The sequence below is a fragment of the Thiohalorhabdus sp. Cl-TMA genome (assembly GCF_041821045.1).
Taxonomy (GTDB): domain Bacteria; phylum Pseudomonadota; class Gammaproteobacteria; order Thiohalorhabdales; family Thiohalorhabdaceae; genus Thiohalorhabdus; species Thiohalorhabdus methylotropha.
The window spans coordinates 66,409-84,221 of record NZ_JBGUAW010000007.1; the positions used below are offsets into that span (position 1 = coordinate 66,409).

Consider the following 17,813-nt stretch of genomic DNA (forward strand, 5'->3'; position numbering starts at 1 on the left):
CTCGTTCCTTTCACGAACCGGGAGCTGGCGAATGAAAGCCGGGGTGATCCGGATCCAGCTTTTGGGGGCACTGGAAGCGCGCGGTCCGGGCGAAGCATGGATCGCCCCGCGCGGCACCGCCGTGCGCGCGCTGCTCGCCTACCTCCTCGCAGGACCGGAGGAGCGGCCCACGCGCGAGCGCCTGAGCCTGCTCCTTTGGCCCGACGCGGAGCCGGACGCGGTCCTGGGAAGACTGCGCCAGGTGCTCATCAAGCTGGAGGGGCAGCTGTCCGACTTGCTCCCGGGCCGCTACCTCCTGCGCGACCGCAACAGCGTGGGCATCGACCCCGCTGCGCCACTGGAGACCGACTGGGGCGAGCTGCAGCGGCTGCTGAACCAGGGGGCGCCCCGCAGGGCGGTCGGGCTGGTGGGCGGCCAGGCGCTCGCGGATACGGCCCCGACCTCCCCGGAGCTGGAGGAATGGATGGAGGCCTTCCGGTGCCGGGCCCAGGTGGCCCAGCTGGCGATCCTGGAGGACGCCGCCAGCGCGGCTCTGAAGGCCGGAGCCCCCGCGGAGGCTCGCCGCCATGCCGACCACATGCTCACCCTGGAGCCGTGGCACGAGCAGGGGCACCGGCTCATGATGGAGGCGCTCACCGCCCTCGGCGCCCCCGGGGCGGCCATGGCGCAGTTCGAAAGCTGCCGCGCCGTCCTCCGCAAGGCGCTGGATTCGGAGCCCGAGGAGGCCACCTGCGCCGCCGCCGAGGCCGTCCGCCAAGCCGCGCAGCACCCGGTTACGACCCTGCCCGCCCCGTACGCCCAGGACCCCCGGTCCTGGCTCCATCCGCTGCCGCGCAAGAAGCTGGAGCACCTTTTCCGGGTCCTCGACGAGGACGGGGACGGTTTCCTGGAGGAGACGGATTTCCTGCGCAAGGTGGAACGGCTCCGGGAGCCCTTCCGGGTGGGGCGGGGCTCGGCGACCCTGGAAACGGCGCGCGGCTATCTGCAGGGCTGGTGGCAGCTCATGGCGCCCTGGGCGGGCGGCGACCATTCCGCGGGCGGCCTTAGCCTCTCCGATTGGCTGCGGTTCTGGTGGAGCCAGCAGCAGATCGCCGGCGAAGTGCTGGAGGATCTGCCCGGGGCCTATTCCTCCCATGACCGGCTCACCACCGAGCTCCTCTTCCGCATCACCGACCGCTCCAGCCAGGGCCATCTCACCGAGCGCGACTTCGCGCTCTGGCTGACGAGCTGGACGCCCCACCTGGATGTGGACGCGCCCCGCGCCTACCGCCACCTCACCGCCGGAAACGGCCTCCTGGACGTGAACGCGGTGGTCCGCGCCACCTACGAGTTCAAGTTCGGCACCATGCCCGGCACGGCCGGCGACGCCCTCTTCGGCCTGCTGCCGTAACCGATTGCTCAGCCCCGGTGCGGCAGGGATATGCCGGTGAGCTTCTTGTACAGGGAGACGGCGTAGCCGTCGGTCATGCCGGAGACGAAGTCGGTGAGGTTCAGCAGCAGCATGTAGGGATCGGTAAGCCGCTGGCCGCTGACCGGGTCATAGAGGAACTGGTCCGGCACCAGCTGCGCCACGGTGCGGCTGTGGGCGGAGGCATCCTCGCGCAGCCGCCCGGCGCGCTCGGCCTCGGCGGTCTCCCGCACGGGATGGTAGAAGGTCTCCAGCAGGCCGCCGAGCACCCCGAAGCCGGCGGCGTCGATCTCCAGCACCCCCTTGGCGTTGTAGATGCGGTCGAAGGAGGTCCGCTTGATCTCCGCCATGGCGTCGGCGGAGGGGATGAGCTCCTTGAGCTCGCGGTCGAAGGCGCCCGCCAGGATCTCCGCTTCCCGCTCCAGGAAGACTGCGGCGGTCTCCTCCACGAGCTGGTTGATGGCCCGGGCGCGGAGGTACTCCACCCGCTCCTTGTCGGAGCCGATCTGGCCCAGGCGTCTGGTGAGCCGCTCGTCGTCCCGCAGGATGGGGCGGATGTGGCGCTCCACGTCCTCGAAGCTCAGCAGGCCCAGCCGGTAGGAATCCTCGAAATCCACGATCTGGTAGGAAATGTCGTCGGCGGCCTCCATGAGGAAGGCCAGGGGATGCCGGCAGTACACCTCTCCGGTGTCGTCCACGGGCAGCATGCCGGTCTTCTCCACCACCCGCCGGAAATGGCCCTCCTCCGCGGCGAAATAGCCGTGCTTCTTGCCGCTGACCCCGTCTTGGGGATCGGTCCGGTGGGCCGGACGCGGATACTTCAGCGCCGCGCCGAGGGTGGCGAAGGTGAGCTGGAGACCGCCCTCGTTGTCGGGGTTCTGGAGCCGGGTGACCACGCGCAGGCCCTGGGCGTTGCCCTCGAAGCGCCGGAACTCGGCCGCCTGCCGCCCGGACAGTGCGCCGAGGGCCTCCGCGCCGATGACGCTGGTGGCGAACCAGTGCTGGATGGCGTCCTCCCCCGAATGGCCGAAGGGCGGGTTGCCGATGTCGTGGGCCAGGCAGGCCGCGGCCACGATGGCTCCGAAATCGCCCGGGTCCACCAGCTCGAAGCCCTCCCGGGCGGCGACTTCCTCGCCCACCTTGGTGCCCAGCGACCGGCCCACGCAGGACACCTCCAGGCTGTGCGTGAGGCGGGTCCGCACGTAGTCGCTCTCCGCCAGGGGGAAGACCTGGGTCTTGTCCTGCAGGCGGCGGAAGGCCGAGGAGAAGACGATGCGGTCGAAGTCCTGCTGGAAGTTGGTCCGGTGCCGCTGCGGCACCACGTCCGCCTCGCGGCCCAACCGCTCCTGGGTGACCAGGTGCTCCCATGCCATACGCGCTTGTGCCATTCCTGCCTCTTTCCGGTCGATGCGCGCCAGGGGGCATCCTAGCACGCGGTCCGCGGCCCGCGCCCATTCCGGTGGCCCGCCGCGGCACACTCTGGTAAGGGTTAAAAAAACTGCGGAGAACCCGGGGCCGCAAAGGGGGGATCGACCATGGCCATCCGAGCACCGTACCTGCCCATTGTCTACGTGCGGGGCTATGCCGCCCGCATGGACGAGATCGAGGACACCGTCGCCACGCCCTACATGGGCTTCAACCTGGGCGCCACCAAGCTGCGCCAGGACCACGACGGCAAGCCTCTGCGCTGGATCTTCGAATCGCCCCTGATCCGGCTCATGAAGGATCACGGCTATATGGATGCCTACGCCGACGGCGACTTCCTCTCGGAGCCGGGCGGCGCGCCGGTCCGGAGCGTGTGGATCTTCCGCTACTACGAGCCGGTTTCCGAGTCCCTCGGGGAAGGAGACCGCCGCACCCTGCCGGAGCTCGCGGCCCATCTAAGGCGATTCCTGCTCCATACGGTGCGACCGGCGGTCTGCGGCGACGACCCGGACCTCCTGGCCGATTTCCGGGTCCACCTGGTGGCCCACTCCATGGGTGGACTGCTCTGCCGCACCTACCTCCAGAACCTCTGCCACAAGGGAACGGGGGACCCGCAACGGGACGAGGCCCTGGAGCTGCCCGGCGATCCGCTGGTGGAGCGCGTCTTCACCTACGCCACGCCCCACAGCGGCATCGACCTGGAGGGGGTCAATGTTCCGGATCTGGGGACCTGGGACAAATGGCACATCCGCAGCTTCAACCGGGACGTGATGCGGGACTATCTCGATCTCCCTGGCGGAACCGAACGGCTGGACTCCCTGAACGGGCGGTTCCCGCCGGAGCGATTCTTCTGCCTGGTGGGCACCAACTACAAGGATTACCGGGCCTTCCACGGCCTATCCGCACGGGCCACCGGCCCCATGTCCGACGGACTGGTCATGATCCGCAACGCCACCGTGCGGGATGCCCCGCGGGCCTTTGTCCACCGCAGCCACAGCGGCGACTACGGCATCGTCAATTCCGAGGAGGGCTACCAGAACCTGCGGCGTTTCCTGTTCGGCGAGGTGCGCGTGGATGCCCGGCTGCACGCCGAGGAGATCACCCTGCCCCGGCCGGTGCAGGAGAAGAAGGACGCCGGACACGCGGTGCGCGCCTCCTACCACATCGATTCCGCCGTCAGCCTGCGAAACGCCACCTGCTTCCTGCACGAGCGCCGTTCGGAGCACGGTTCGGCGCTATTGAAGTCCTACGATGCCTGGGTGAAGGAGGGACGCCCCGCCTATCTGTTCTCCGGCTTTCTCATGCGCGCCGGGAAAGGCCGGGATCAGGGCGACACCGCCCTGGCCTTCGCCCTCCACGTGGCTGTGCGGGTTCCCGTCTACGAGGTGGACAACCGGTTCTGGCTGGATGGACACTTCGAGGGTGGACCGGTGCTTCAGGACACCGTGACGGTGCATGTCCGCCCGGACGGCCGCAAGACCACCATCGCCTATGGCTTGGCCTCCCGGGACGGCCTCGGCGAGGCCCGGCGGCGGGCGGGCGTGCAATGGGAGACGGAACAAACGGCCCGGGTCCGTTTCCCCCTGGGATTCGCCGAGGACCAGCGACGGGTGAAACGGCCGGGATTCCGGGGCCATCTCGCCATTGACGTCCATGTCCGCTGATCCCCCAATAGGGGTTATTGTTAACTGGACATCAATTGGGTAGAACGGGTCTATGGGTTTTCGACTGTTCAGCCATTCACTCCCAACCGGGGAGAACATTATGCGCAAGCACATCGTAGCGGGAGCTTCCGTCCTGTTCATCGGCTTGACCTTCGGGTCCACTGCGCACGCCCAGAACGGCGAGGCGGCGGCCCAGGCCCTCGGCTGCACGGCCTGCCATGCCGCGGAGACCAAGCTGGTGGGACCGGCTTATGTAGACGTCGCGAAGCGGTACGGCGGCGACACCGACAAGATCCTGGAGCGCATCAAGGCCGCCGTGAACAACGGGGCTTCCGGTAACTGGACCGATGTGACCGGCGGAACGCCCATGCCGCCGCAGCCCCAGGCCTCCGGCAAGGAGAAGGAGCTGAAGCAGATCGCCGAGTGGATCGCCGGCATGGCCAAGTAAAGGCCGGGCCGCAGCGCGCCGGGCCGCCGGGGCTTCCCGGCGGCCCGCGTTTTTGGATTCCCGCCCCGAAGGGTGTCATTGCATTCCTTCCCCGGATGGCTTAGGCAGGGGTAATGGACCTGAAATAAAACCCGAGCACGGAGCCATACCGGGAGGCGTCCCGATGCGAACCATAACCCGGACCGCCGCCGCGCTGCTGGCGGGGCTTTCCCTTGCCGCCTGCGACCAGGGTGGCGAGCCGCAGACCGGCGGATCCCAGGAGCAGGAGCAGGGAACGGGGCAGGCACCCTCCGGCGGCGGGCAGGACGGCGGAGGCGGTGGTCAGGGCGCCTCCGATGGCTCCGCCCCCGGCGACCAGGCCAGCCCCGAGCGGCAGGCGCAAAACCAGGGTGGTGGAACGGGCGCCCCGGCCGCCGGCTCCGGAGACACGGCACCGGGCGAGCAGGCGGCCGCGGAGCTGGGCTGCACGGCCTGCCACGCCGAGGAGAACAAGCTGGTGGGTCCCGCCTACCAGGATGTGGCGAAGCGGTATAATCATGACGTAAGCGAGATCCTGGAGCGGATGCAGGCCGCCGTGGAAAACGGCTCCTCCGGCAACTGGACCGATGTTACCGGCGGAACGCCCATGCCGCCGCAACCGCAGGCGGCGAGCCAGGAGAAGAAGCTGAAGCAGATCGCCGAGTGGATCGCCGGCATGGGCCGCTGAACCGGGCCTGGCCGCAAGTCCGGGGCCCGCGAACCCAATGCGGGACCGCGTCGGAATCGCGGCGCGGTCTCCGGCTTTCCGGAGGGTCGAGAATGGCGGTACGGGAAGTGCTCCGGATGGGGGATCCCCGCCTCCTGGAGGAGGCCGCGCCCATCGCCGACCTGGATTCGGAAGGGCTGCACGGCCTGGTGCGGGATCTCTGGGACACCATGGCCGCCTACGGCGGTGTCGGGCTGGCGGCCACGCAGATCGGCGTGCCCAGGCGGGTAGTGGTCTTCGCGGTGGCGGACAGCCCCCGCTACCCCGATGCGGAGGCGGTTCCGGCCACCGCCCTGGTCAACCCGGCGCTCCACCCCATGCCGGGAGACAAGGAGGAGGCCTGGGAGGGCTGCCTGAGCATCCCGGGCATGCGGGGTCTGGTGCCCCGCTATGCCCAGCTCCGCTATACCGGCTTCACTCCGGAGGGCGACCCCGTGGACCGGGAGGTTTCCGGATTCCACGCCCGGGTCGTCCAGCATGAGTGCGACCACCTGGACGGCATCCTGTATCCGCGGCGAATCCGGGACCTGCGTAATTTCGGCTTCGAGGCGGAGCTGGTGGGACACCCCTCCCACGTTCCCGAGTAGGACGCCCCCGGCGCGCTGGGCGGCCGCCGTCCCCGGCGGGGATGCGGCCCTTCACGCCGCGCGGGGGCCGGGTCCCGGGCGCCAGGCAGCGGGCTCGGCGGCGCTCCGGTTGCCGGCCGAACGGGCTTCCTCCAGCGAGCCGAGCACCACTGTCCGCTCCATGCGCTCGCCGTCCCGCAGCAGCGTCAGTATGAGCTCGTCGCCGGGCTGCTTGCCCCCCACCAGGGGCGGAATGTCCGAGGCCTTGTCGATGGCCTCGCCGTCCACGGACAGGATCACGTCTCCGGTGCGCAGTCCCGCCTGCGCGGCGGGCCCCTCCGGAACCACCCGGGCCACCACGCCGCCGCGCGGCTCTTGCAGGCCCAGCGACCCGGCCAGGCGCTGGTTCACGGTCTGGATGGAGACCCCCAGCCAGCCATGGCGCACCTCCCCCGTCTCGCGGAGCTGGGTGGTCACGTCCTGGACCACGCGGGAGGGAATGGCGAAGGAAAGGCCCATGTAGCCGCCCGATTTGGAATAGATCTGGGCGTTCACCCCCACCACGGCTCCCTGCAGATTGAACAGCGGTCCGCCGGAATTACCCGGGTTGATGGCCACGTCCGTCTGCAGGAACGGCACGTAGATACCGCTTTCGCCCGGCAGGCTGCGGCCCTTGGCGCTCACGATCCCCGCCGTGACGCTGCTGTCGAAGCCGAAGGGCGAGCCCATGGCCACCACCCACTCCCCCACCTGGGGCCGGGAATTCCCGGCCATGCGCACCGCAGGCAGCCCCGAGGCATCCACCTTGAGCAGTGCGATGTCGGTGATCATGTCCTTGCCGACCACTTCCGCCGCCAGCTGGCGGTGATCCTGGAAGTGCACCAGCACCTGGTCCGCCCGGGCGATCACATGGGCATTGGTGACGATGTAGCCCGCGGGGTCGATGATGAAGCCCGATCCCAGGGAGCGCGTTTCATGCTTCCTGCGGGGCGCCTCCTGACCGAAGAAGCGTCGGAAGAAGCGCTCCAGCGGGCCGCCAGCCCCTTCCTTTCCGGCGGCGGCCGTTTCCCGGACCGTGCTGATGTTCACCACCGCGGGCCGGTTCCGCGCGGCCACCCAGGCGATCCCGCTCTTGCCGGCGAGGGCTTTCTGCGTGACGGCGGGGGCGCGCTGCTCCTGGCCGGGGCGCTCGGTGGAGGCTTCATGTGGGGATTCGGAGCAGCCCGCAGCGATCAGGGCGCCTGCGAGGGCCAGCATGGCCGGCAGCGGGACATTCCGGCCCCGTGGACTGGAGGACATCGGGCCTCCTGTTCGGTTTGGGTTGGCGTTTTTCGGGTGCGTCCACCCGGGGGCTCGTGCCTCCCGGAGCGCAAGGATGGCACAAATCCCTGCAATATTCCGTATTTCCGGGTCTGGGAGTACGGTAACGGAGCGCGGCAACCGCCCCGTCCCTCATGGGGCGTCGAATGGCGGGTACAGCCGGCACCGTTGTCCCACGGCGGCGAGACCGGGAGACCGGAGGAAGTGCCGTAAGGGGTGCGCCGAACCGGCCGACCGCCTTCGCTCCGCGCATCCGGCGGACGGCGACGGACGGTCCGGTTACGGCGATAGCTCGGCGGTATGGAAGGAAGAGTGGCGGGGTGCGCTCAGGCCTCTTCCTCCGTGGTGGTCCAGTCGGCGGCGATCAGCATCTGGACGAGCTCGGCGGTGGAGCCCGCCTCCATTTTCTCCATGACCCGGCCCCGATGCACCTCGACGGTCTTGGGACTGAGGTCCAGCTCCCGGGCAATCGCCTTGTTGGAATAGCCCTGCACCACCCGCTTGGCCACCTGGCTCTCCCGGGTGGTCAGCCTTCCGGCCCGGCGGCGCAGCTCCTCCCGGCGGCTGCCCAGCTCGCGCCGCTGTTGATCCTGCTCGATCGCCTTCTGGACGGTCTCGATCAAGTACTGGGCATTGTACGGCTTCTCGATGAAATCGAGGGCGCCGCCCTTCATGGCCCGCACGGCGGCCGGAACGTCGGCGTGGCCCGTGAGGATGATGACCGGAATCTCCAGCCCCTGATCACGGAGCCATTCCTGCAGCTCCAGGCCACTCACGCCCGGCATCCGAATGTCCAGCAGGACCACGCCCGGCTGCTCCGGCTTCAGGCCTTCCAGGAATTCCTGGGCATCCGCGTAGACCTCCACCTTGTGGTTCACGGATTCCAGCAGCCATCGGATCGAATCCCGCATTCCCGCGTCATCGTCAACGACGAAGACGGTTGGTGTCTCCTTGTCCTGGCCCATCGGGACCCTCTTCGCAGTTTTTCTGTTCTTGGCAAACAGGCAGTGTCAGATGAAAAGTGGTTCCGGGCTCGGGGCTATTGGGCGCTGCCCAAAAGTACCCATTATGGGACTCCACAATGGACCGGCAAATGGAGATCCCCAATCCCATCCCCCCCGATTTGGTGGTAAAAAGCGGCTGGACCAAGTCCTCCTGAAGATCCTGGGGCAGTCCTCTGCCCTGGTCCGCCACCTGAACCTCCACCATTTGATCAGAATGGCGCCTGGTGCGCACGGTTACCACGCCTTGCTCTTCCCCCTCCTCTTCCGCCGCTTCCATGGCATCCACGGCGTTCTGGATCAAGTTGCTGAAGCACTCCTGCAGGAGGATGGGGTCCGCTTTCACATGCGGCAGGCCGGGATCCAGGTCCAGGTCCAGGCGGAAGGAATGCATCCCGTCCTGCAAATGATCGGGTGTCAGCCTCCGGATCAGCTGATTGAGCTCCGTGGGGCGGGCTTTGGGCTCCCCGCTGCGCAGGAAATGCCGCACCCCCCATACAATCTCTCCGGCCTGGCGGACATAGTCCAGAATCTGCTCCAGGCCATACTGGATACTACCTGCCTCATCCTGGCTTTCCAGCCGCTGCAAGGCCCCCTGGGCGAAATTCATGGCCGTGGCCAAGGGCTGGTTCAGCTGATGGGCAAGTACCGAGCCCAGCTCTCCCAGGGTAACCAGACGCCGGGTGCGCTCCAATTCGGCCTGCTGACTCTTGAATTGACTAAGGTCATGGGCCATTACCGAGAAACGCTCGACCTGACCGGCATCGTCCTTGTGCGCCACCGCCACCATGGCGACCGGGATGTCCCGTCCCTTTGCGTGGCGAAGCGTCATCTCCCCCATCCAGAGCCCGGCCTTCCGGGCTTCCGGGAACACCTCCTGCTGCAGACGCTCCGCGGAAGCGGGGGCCAGGAAATCCCCTAAGAGCGCCCTGTCAGATTCGCAGCCCGGCGACCGCCCTACCATCCGGAAGGCCCCGGGGTTGGCGTACAGGATTTCCCCAAGGGAATCTGCGATGGTTACCGCATCCGGGGTGGCATTTAGGAGCTCCACGAGGCGGTCCCGCTCCCGCTCTGCCTGGTACTGGGCCTGCCGCGCCCGGAAGGACACCATGGCATTCGCCGTTTCGTCGGCCAAGCGGCAGAGGAGGTTGAGCTCGTAGGCATCGAAGGCCTCCGCCTCATCGGCGTATATGCACAGCACGCCGAGGACCCGGTCCTCGTCCCGCAGCGGCACGGCGAGCACGGACTGGAAGCCCCGGCCCGCCGCCTGCTCTCCCCAGAGGGCGAACTGGGGCGTCAGGGCCACATTGGCCACCAGGGCGGGCTTGCCCGTCTCCAGGGCCTGACCGAAGGGTCCCCGACCGTGGGGCAGGAAGCCCCAGGCGATGGGGTCCTGGATCCGTTCCAGGCAGCCGTCCAGATCCGCCGAGGCGAGCACCCGTATGCCCTGCTCGTCCATTCGCGCGGGCTCGCCGATCCAGGCCAGGGCATAGCCGGCGCCGCGCACCAGGAAGTGGCAGATCTCCTGGAGCAGGGTGTGCTCGTCGGGTGCCCAGCGCATGGCCTGGTTGGCCGCGTTGAGGGCCCGCAGCGCCCGGTCGGCGCGATGCTGCAGCTGCTCCGCCTCCCGCTTGCGGGAGATATCCCACCCCGTGAGCAGCGCCAGCTCTTGACCCCCCGGACGAGCCCGGCTTATGGCCCCTTCCAAGGCCACGGTGGCATCGCGTCCGTCCCCGGGCTTCAGGTGCACCTCCAGACTGGCCCGGCCGATGCCGGCGAAGAGCTCGCCGAGGAACCCCTCCAGCTCGGGCTTCTCCGAGCCCAGCAGGAAATCCTGCAGGGACCGGCCGAGGAGCTGCTCCCGGTTCCGGTCCAGCAGGTCGCAGCCGGCCCGGTTGACGGAGTACACCTTTCCCGTCCGGTCACAGGTGAAATAGGCCACCGGCGCGGACTCGTAGAAATCCGCGTAGAGCTCCACGAGGGCTTCCGGACCGTGTACCGAATGACCGCCCTCGGCCTCGTCCTCCTCCGGCTTCCGCAGGGCGGGCACTGGTGGCCCATTCACGGGGATCGTATTCCCTTCGCTCTCGTCCAGCCGATTCGTCATGGCGCGCCCTCCCGTGTCCTCCGAGCTTGGTCTCCGGGGAACCGGAAGGCCTCCGTTCGCGCGCCAGTGGGCGCGCCCTCCGGACACCTACGCCGCTCGGATTGGGTCCCCCTTTGCTTGCACGGTCTTCCCCTCTCCCCACCGGATATAAGGACAAACATCCAGAGGGTTAAGGATCATCCGAAATTCCACCGTAAACGGATAAATATCTCCGCGCCTACCCTGTTTCCGGCGAGCGTCCTGCAGCGTCCTTTTCGTACTCCTTTCCTGACCAGCCTTAAAACAATATTTACCCATCCGCAGAACCCCGGCATTACAGTCTCCAGCGATACTGAACGGCTCTAAGTTCTTTTATTGCCGATCTTTTAGATTAGGGAAATCCCCTAAATATTTAAGCCAACATCCCAATTGGACCCCAACTCCCTGTGTCCTAAAAAGAACGCTACCGAGCGGGCAGCAATAGCAACCCGCCGATTTTCTGAATATCCGAGCCGGATGCGGAGTGGATGCCTCCGGATCCGGCAGGCCCCCGGAACCGCCAGCGGTTCCGGGCAGCCCTTCCGGAGCCGCGGCTCCGGATGCAAGGGGGGGAGCCCGAAACATGAGCATCAACACGGTACGCATCGGGATCGACCAAGTGCAGGCGAGCGCAGTCGAACCGGGACGCAGACAGCCGCTGTGGGACGAGCTGGTGGGACCACTGTTCCCGGAAGGGGTGGAGCTGGTTCCGGTGAAGGAGATGGAAGCCATCAAACCGTACGGATACGGCCGAGGACGCGGGTCGGACCTGAACGGCATGGTCCGTCCGGGCGAGCGGGAGCTCTACGCCACGCTTCCCCAGATGCCGGTGACGTCGCTGGACGAGCTCCGGACACCGTCCGGGCGGCATGGCTTCCGTCAAAGGGTCCGGTCCTTCCGACGCTGGAAGGAGCTGGTCGCGGAGATGGACACCACCGCGGCGCTGCACACCTTCCACCGCGAGCACGAGCTGGCGGTCATGGCCCGGGATCCCCGAGAGCACGCCCGCCTGTCCGCCCTGGTCGCGGAAGCCGATGACGGGGCCTACCCCGTTGAGCAGCTGACCCGCTCCTATCTGGAGCGCCACATGGGGGCGCTGGGTCGCCCGGCGTGCTCCCAGGGTATTGGAGCCGTCCTGTGCACGGTCTGGGACCGGCTCTCCCATTGGATGACGAAACAGGAGCAACGGGAGCTCGGCCATGAGATCTGGGCCTTCATGCGCGGACGTATCCCGCTGGAAAGCGTGCTGTATCGCGCCGAAGCCCTGCTGATTCGCTACCACCAATCCGACCTGGCCGCTCGGCTGCGCGATCAGCTTCGCGACCCGGACGGCACCGATCTCGACTGAACAACCTCGAAGGGGGTCAAAAGTGAGCTTTAACTTCTCGACGCGCGGACGGAAGAACCTGGGCTACCTGGTCAAGGATCGCGAGTTCATCTCGGTGGTCAATTTCCGGCTCGACCAGGAAGAGGACGAGTGGGGACGGCCCCGGGTCTACGGGGATATGGAGCTCAAGGGCAAGAACCACAAGCCCACCGACTACGAGGGTCCCCTGACCATCCACTCCAACCAGGGGTACAGCCTCAATCTGGAGATCACGCGCTACCTGGCCAAGGGCCGGTACGCCTTCCAGGTCAAACGGGCCAAGCAGCCCACCTCCTGAGGGAGGAGCTTGTTCGGCGCCGGCTCCGCGCCCGCGGGGCCGGCCTTTCATCGAATACCCACTCAGGAGGCCGGACATGGCGACCGTAGAGAATCATCCCGCCCTGCCCGAGCAGGTGCTGCTGTACCACAACAGCATTCCCGTGGCCATTTGCTCCACGAAGCTGTTCACCCACGACAGTCTCGAGCTCTATTGCGGGCCCTTGCGCTATGAGCGCAACACCGACCTGGAGGTGGAGGTGCAATTCGATCCGGGCCAGCCGGAGAGTCGGTTCCGCCTGCCCATGCGGGTAGTGCGCTGCAACAAGAACCACCTGGTGCTCTGCTACGAGTCCATCCCGGAGGAAGCGGAGGCTTACCTCCAGGACCGGGAAGACATGGCGGTGACGGCCTATGCCGATCCCGCCCCCTCCCATTACGCGCACTGAGGCTAGCCCGCCATGACGGCACAAAGGCGTCCCCGAACGGCCACCGTCGAGTCGCTAGGGGCAGAATGCGACACCTGTAGCAACCGGACCGCCTGCCTGGCGGGACATCTGGAGGACAGCGACCGCCGGGCCCTGGATGCCCGGATCATGCGCGGTCGCCCCCTGGGCAAGGGGGAGGATGCCTTCGAGCAGAATGATGCCTTCGAGTACCTGTACCTGCTGCGCTCCGGACTCATGGAGACCTTCCATACCGACTCCAAGGGGCAGGCCACCATTACCGGCTTCCACCTGCCGGGGGACATCCTGGGCCTGGACGCCATCGCCCAGGGAAGGCACACGGAGACCGCGCGCGCCCTGGACACCACCAGCATTTGCGCGCTGCCCTTCACCGCGGCCCTTTCCGGGCGCACCGGCGGCCTGTACGCCGAGCTCCTGCGCGCCATGAGCCAACGGATCGCCCGGAACGGTACCCGGCACCGCCTGTTCAGCCGGCGCTCCGCTTTGTACCGGATCGCCCACTTCCTGGCCGAGCTGCATACCCGCACCCCGAGCTCTTCGGCGTCGGCCGCCACCTTCCGCATCCCCAAGCGGGACCTGGCCAATTTCCTCGGCCTGGCGCCGGAAACCCTGAGCCGCGGTCTGGCCCGTCTCCACGAGCTGGAGCTGGTGGAGGTCTCCAAACGGGGCTTCAAGGTCCGGGACGCAGAGGGTCTGGAGAACATGACCCGAGAGGAGCTGGAATGAGCGCCGAGACCCGGTCCGTCATGCCGCCCCAGGGGATCGGCGAGTACTGCAAGCGGGAAGTAGTGATCACTCGGCGCGAGCGCACCATCCGCGATGCCGCCCGGCTCATGCGTAACCACCACGTGGGCGATCTGGTGGTAGTGGAAGAGTACGAGGGCGAGACCATCCCGGTGGGCATGATCACCGACCGCGACCTGGTGGTGGAGGTTCTGGCCGAAGAGGTGGGCATGGACGAGGTCACCGTGGGCGACGTCATGAGCGCCGAACCGGCCCTGGCCCGCGAGGAGGACGATCTCTGGGAAACGCTGATGCGCATGCAGAGCTGGGGCGTCCGCCGCTTGCCGGTGGTCGATGCCGCCGGCGTGCTGCAGGGCATCATCACCGTCGATGACCTCCTGGAGCTCTGCACCGAATACCTGCACGACCTGGTGAAGGTGGTCACCCGCGAGCAGGAGCGGGAGCTGGCGCGCCGCGGCGCCAGATGAGCCGGAATACCACCCCGGAGTCTTCCCGCACGGCGACTCCTTGCCCGCAAGGGTGCCTGCCGGAGCACCGGCAATAGGCCGGAACAGGCTTTCCTCCCTCGAGAACGATTCCTGGGTCGTCCGACCCAGGAATCGTTTTTTGCTTCTACGGCATTCCTCTCCGTTCGCCGGCCGAATCCACCACACAGGTGCGGCGGCGGGGATACGGGCCGGACATACGGGGATTCGGTTCGGGATACAGGAATACATAGGCAGGGCGCTCACGCTCGGGGCTTACCGGGAGCGCGATTGCCAGCGGCTGAGGCGGCCCACCACCCCTCGGGCGCTGTGCGGATTGGGCGCGGTCTCGGCCAGCACCGCCAGGCGGCGCAGATGGGCCTTGGCCCGAGATGCCCAGGCGGAGCGCTCGCGGAGTGCCTCCTCGGGGGATCCGTAGGTGGCCGCCCCCTCCAGGTTGCGGTCGATGACATCCCGCTTCTTGAGCGCGCTGCGCGCCTCGCGGAGGTGCTTCACCCACCTGCCGTGATCCCACTGCGTGTCCTTCCGGGTCATTCTTCCCCCCTCATCGGATAAGCATTCATACCCTTTTAGACGCGCGCCGGCCCGGGGCGTGCGCGGGCCCGAACCGCCACCTTGATCGGCATCAAATGATAATCACCCACACAAAAAGGCCGCCCCTCGGGGCGGCCTGGCATCGCGAACGGTGCCGCTGCGGAATCAGGTGGAAGCCTCCTCCTCCCGAGCTCCGCCATGGTCCTTGCCGAGGACCATGTACATGGTGGGTACCACGAACAGGGTGAACAGGGTGCCGATGGAAAGGCCCGTGGCGATCACCAGCCCCAGGGCGTAACGGCTCTGCGCGCCGGCGCCCGTGGCCATGATCAGGGGGATCACGGCGAGCACCAGGGCCGCCGTGGTCATGAGGATGGGGCGCAGCCGGATCCCCGCGGCATCCTCGATGGCCTTGCGCTTGCTAAAGCCCTCGCCGATCTGGAGCTGGTTGGCGAACTGCACGATCAGGATGCCGTGCTTGCTGATCACGCCGATCAGGGTCACCAGCCCGATCTGGGTATAGATGTTCATGGTGGCGAAGCCCAGGCTCAGGAACACCAGCGCCCCGGCGATGGACATGGGCACCGAGATGAGCATCACCAGCGGGTCCCGCCAGCTCTCGTAGAGGGCCGCGAGCATCAGGAAGATCAGCACCAGCGCCAGGAAGAAGGTGACCACCAGCTGCTGCCCCTCCTCCACGTACTTCCGCGACTGGCCCGCGTAATCGATGGAATACCCCTGGGGGAAGACTTCCTGGGCCTTGGATTCCAGGAAGTCCAGGGCCCGGCCCATGGAGACCCCCGGCGCCGGGATGGCGGAGATGGTGGCGCTGTTGAGCTGCTGGAACCGGTGGAGCTGCTCCGGCTGCACCTCCCGCTGCAGCGAGACCACCGTGGACAGCGGGATCATCTCCCCCGAGGGCGTATTGATGTGGTAGCGCAGGAGCTGCTCGGGATTGAGCCGCTTCACCCGCTCCACCTGCGGGATCACCTGATAGGCCCGACCCTGCATGCTGAAGCGGTTCACATAGGCCCCGCCGAGCATGGAGGAGATCTCGCTGCCCACCGAGCGCATGGTCAGCCCCAGGTCCGCCACCTTGTCCCGGTCGATCTGGATCCGGGCCTGCGGCTGGTCGTACTTGAGGTCCGTGTCAGTGAACACGAACAGGCCGCTCTGCTGGGCCGCCTGCAGGATCTGCTGCGAAACATCATAGAGCGCCTGCGGCTCGTCGGTACTGCCGATCACGAACTGCACGGGCAGGCCGCTGCCGCTTCCGGGCAGCGCCGGCGGGATGAACACCGCCGACCGCAGGCCGGGGACCGCGCCCAGCTTGCCCTGCAGGATGGGCTTGATCTCCATGGCCGTGCGATCGCGCTTGCTCCAGGGCTTCAGCCGCAGGATGGAGAAGGCGCTGTTGGGCTGGGCGGCCCCGCCGGGGGAGATGCCGTTGGCGTTGAAGTAGACGTCCGTGGCCGGGAAGCTCTCGAAGATGGGGTTGTACATGTTCGTGAACAGCTCGGTCTGGTCCAGGGTGGCATCGGGCGCCCCCGTGGACAGCACGAAGATGGAGCCCTTGTCCGCGTCGGGCGCCAGCTCGCTCGGCGTGGTCACGAACAGGAAGTAGCAGCTCGCCAGGACCGCGAGGCCGAACACCACCCCCACCGAAAGGTAGTTCAGGGTGCGGTGCAGCAGCCGCTCATAGGCCCAGCGCAGCTTCTCGAAGCTCTTGTCCAGGAAATGCGCCAGCCCGCCGCTGCCCGTATCCGCCTTCAGCATGCGCGAGGCCATCATGGGCGACAGCGTCAGGGCCACCACCCCGGAGATCACCACCGCCCCGGCCAGGGAATAGGCGAATTCCGAGAACAGCGTTCCGGTGACGCCGCCCATGAAGCCGATGGGCGCGAACACCGCGACCAGGGTCAGGGACATGGCCACGATGGGGCCCGCCAGCTCCCGGGCGCCGTAGATGGCGGCGTCGAAGGGCCGCTCGCCGTTCTCGATGTGGCGGTGGATGTTCTCCACGACGATGATGGCGTCGTCCACCACCAGACCGATGGCGAGCACCATGGCCAGCAGGGTGAGCACGTTCAGCGAATAGCCCATGGCGAACATCAAAAAGCCCGTCCCGATCAGGGACAGGGGGACGGCGATCACGGGGATGGCCACCGCCCGGAACGAGCCCAGGAACAGGAAGATCACCACCACCACGATGAGGAAGGCCTCGATCAGCGTCTTCTCCACCTCGCTGATGGACTCCTCGATGAACTCCGTGGCGTCGTAGACGATGGTGTGCTCGAGCCCGCCGGGATAGTTGGCCTCCAGGTCGGGCAGGGTATTCCGTACGTCCTCGATGACGGTCAACGGATTGGCCGTCGGTACGGTCTGGATGCCGACGAAGGTGCCCGGGTTGCCCTGGAAGATCACCGAGCTGTCGTAGGATTCCGCGCCCAGCTCCACCTCCGCCACGTCCTCCAGGCGAATGGTGCCCTCGGAGGTCCGCTTGACCACCAGCTGGCGGAACTGCTCGGCGGATTCCAGGCTGGTATCCGCCCGCAGCCGGATGGTCACCATGGTGCCCTTGGTCCGCCCCACCCCGGCCAGGTGGTTGTTGGCCTCCAGGACCTGGAAGACCTCCGAGGGCGTGACGCCCACCGCCGCCATCTTGTCCGGCTTCAGCCAGGCGCGCAGGGCGAAGGGCCGCCCGCCGAGGATCTCCGCCTCCTGGACCCCGGACACCGAGTTCAGCTTGGGCTGCACCACCCGGTTCAGGTAGTCGGTGATCTGGTTGGGCTCCAGGACCTCGCTGTGGAAATTGATGTACATGGTGGCCGTGGTCTCGCCCACGGCCACGTTGATGGTGGGCTCCTCGCTCTCCTCCGGCAGGTCGCTGCGCACCTGATCCACCTTGGCGGAGATCTGCGTCAGGGCCTGATAGGGGTCGTAGTTGAGCTCGATGTGGGCCTGGATGACGCTGATGCCCTGGATGGAGGTGGACTCCAGGAAATCGATGCCGTCGGAGGTGGCGATGGCCTCCTCCAGGGGAGAGGTGATGAAGCCCTTAACGAGCTGGGCGTCCGCACCGGGATAGGCGGTGCGCACCGTGACCACGGAGTCGGTGGTCTCGGGGTACTCGCGCACGTTCAGGAGCTGCAGCGAGCGCGCCCCCACCAGCAGGATAAGGAGGCTGACCACCGTGGCCAGGACGGGGCGACGGATGAAGATGTCGGTGACATTCATAT

Annotated in this window: 16 protein-coding genes; 10 read left to right on the plus strand and 6 right to left on the minus strand. The window is 67.3% G+C overall.

Features of this window, described 5'->3' with window-relative positions:
- Positions 1-31 precede the first annotated feature (31 nt).
- Positions 32-1,390 (plus strand): BTAD domain-containing putative transcriptional regulator, encoded by a 1,359-nt coding sequence (locus tag ACERLL_RS10900; protein ID WP_373656124.1) that lies wholly within the window; start codon positions 32-34, stop codon positions 1,388-1,390.
- An 8-nt stretch (positions 1,391-1,398) separates the two neighbouring features.
- On the opposite strand, the gene ACERLL_RS10905 is transcribed toward ACERLL_RS10900, so the two are convergent.
- A complete protein-coding gene (locus ACERLL_RS10905) occupies positions 1,399-2,796 on the minus strand; it encodes a deoxyguanosinetriphosphate triphosphohydrolase (RefSeq protein ID WP_373656125.1) in 1,398 nt (465 codons plus the stop codon).
- A gap of 147 nt (positions 2,797-2,943) precedes the next feature.
- Here ACERLL_RS10905 and ACERLL_RS10910 point away from each other — a divergent pair, with 147 nt between their 5' ends.
- The 4 genes from ACERLL_RS10910 to def all read left to right on the plus strand — a co-directional run bounded on the left by ACERLL_RS10910 (position 2,944) and on the right by def (position 6,277).
- Positions 2,944-4,497, plus strand: coding sequence for an esterase/lipase family protein (locus tag ACERLL_RS10910; RefSeq protein ID WP_373656126.1), 1,554 nt, complete (start codon positions 2,944-2,946; stop codon positions 4,495-4,497).
- Positions 4,498-4,597: 100 nt separating this feature from the next.
- Positions 4,598-4,945, plus strand: a complete 348-nt coding sequence (locus ACERLL_RS10915; RefSeq protein WP_373656127.1) for a c-type cytochrome — start codon at positions 4,598-4,600, stop codon at positions 4,943-4,945.
- Between the two features lie 163 nt (positions 4,946-5,108).
- Positions 5,109-5,651, plus strand: coding sequence for a c-type cytochrome (locus tag ACERLL_RS10920; RefSeq protein ID WP_373656128.1), 543 nt, complete (start codon positions 5,109-5,111; stop codon positions 5,649-5,651).
- A 92-nt stretch (positions 5,652-5,743) separates the two neighbouring features.
- The gene (gene def / locus ACERLL_RS10925; protein WP_373656129.1) at positions 5,744-6,277 is read left to right on the plus strand and encodes a peptide deformylase; all 534 of its coding nucleotides are present in this window, start codon (positions 5,744-5,746) and stop codon (positions 6,275-6,277) included.
- A 51-nt stretch (positions 6,278-6,328) separates the two neighbouring features.
- Here the strand turns inward: def and ACERLL_RS10930 are convergent, their stop codons facing one another.
- The 3 genes from ACERLL_RS10930 to ACERLL_RS10940 form a co-directional block, all read right to left on the minus strand.
- On the minus strand, positions 6,329-7,555 hold the full coding sequence (locus tag ACERLL_RS10930; protein ID WP_373656130.1) for a S1C family serine protease: 1,227 nt from the start codon (positions 7,553-7,555) through the stop codon (positions 6,329-6,331).
- 347 nt (positions 7,556-7,902) lie between these two features.
- On the minus strand, positions 7,903-8,541 hold the full coding sequence (locus ACERLL_RS10935) for a response regulator transcription factor (RefSeq protein WP_373656131.1): 639 nt from the start codon (positions 8,539-8,541) through the stop codon (positions 7,903-7,905).
- Positions 8,501-10,684 (minus strand): ATP-binding protein, encoded by a 2,184-nt coding sequence (locus tag ACERLL_RS10940; RefSeq protein ID WP_373656132.1) that lies wholly within the window; start codon positions 10,682-10,684, stop codon positions 8,501-8,503. Before ACERLL_RS10940 ends, ACERLL_RS10935 begins: the two co-directional genes overlap by 41 nt.
- A 601-nt stretch (positions 10,685-11,285) precedes the next feature.
- On the opposite strand from ACERLL_RS10940, the gene ACERLL_RS10945 reads away from it, so the two are divergent.
- From ACERLL_RS10945 to ACERLL_RS10965, 5 genes are all read left to right on the plus strand, one after another.
- The gene (locus tag ACERLL_RS10945; RefSeq protein ID WP_373656133.1) at positions 11,286-12,050 is read left to right on the plus strand and encodes a DUF1722 domain-containing protein; all 765 of its coding nucleotides are present in this window, start codon (positions 11,286-11,288) and stop codon (positions 12,048-12,050) included.
- A gap of 22 nt (positions 12,051-12,072) precedes the next feature.
- On the plus strand, positions 12,073-12,366 hold the full coding sequence (locus ACERLL_RS10950) for a hypothetical protein (protein WP_373656134.1): 294 nt from the start codon (positions 12,073-12,075) through the stop codon (positions 12,364-12,366).
- Between the two features lie 76 nt (positions 12,367-12,442).
- Positions 12,443-12,793, plus strand: coding sequence for a hypothetical protein (locus ACERLL_RS10955; RefSeq protein WP_373656135.1), 351 nt, complete (start codon positions 12,443-12,445; stop codon positions 12,791-12,793).
- Between the two features lie 12 nt (positions 12,794-12,805).
- On the plus strand, positions 12,806-13,537 hold the full coding sequence (locus ACERLL_RS10960) for a helix-turn-helix domain-containing protein (protein WP_373656136.1): 732 nt from the start codon (positions 12,806-12,808) through the stop codon (positions 13,535-13,537).
- Positions 13,534-14,022, plus strand: coding sequence for a CBS domain-containing protein (locus tag ACERLL_RS10965; RefSeq protein WP_373656138.1), 489 nt, complete (start codon positions 13,534-13,536; stop codon positions 14,020-14,022). The genes ACERLL_RS10960 and ACERLL_RS10965 overlap by 4 nt, the downstream gene beginning before the upstream one ends.
- A 273-nt stretch (positions 14,023-14,295) precedes the next feature.
- On the opposite strand, the gene ACERLL_RS10970 is transcribed toward ACERLL_RS10965, so the two are convergent.
- Positions 14,296-14,574 carry a hypothetical protein gene (locus tag ACERLL_RS10970; protein WP_373656139.1) on the minus strand — a complete coding sequence of 93 codons (279 nt, stop codon included), beginning with the start codon at positions 14,572-14,574 and terminating at the stop codon, positions 14,296-14,298.
- A gap of 165 nt (positions 14,575-14,739) precedes the next feature.
- A complete protein-coding gene (locus tag ACERLL_RS10975) occupies positions 14,740-17,811 on the minus strand; it encodes an efflux RND transporter permease subunit (RefSeq protein WP_373656140.1) in 3,072 nt (1,023 codons plus the stop codon).
- Positions 17,812-17,813: the final 2 nt, after the last annotated feature.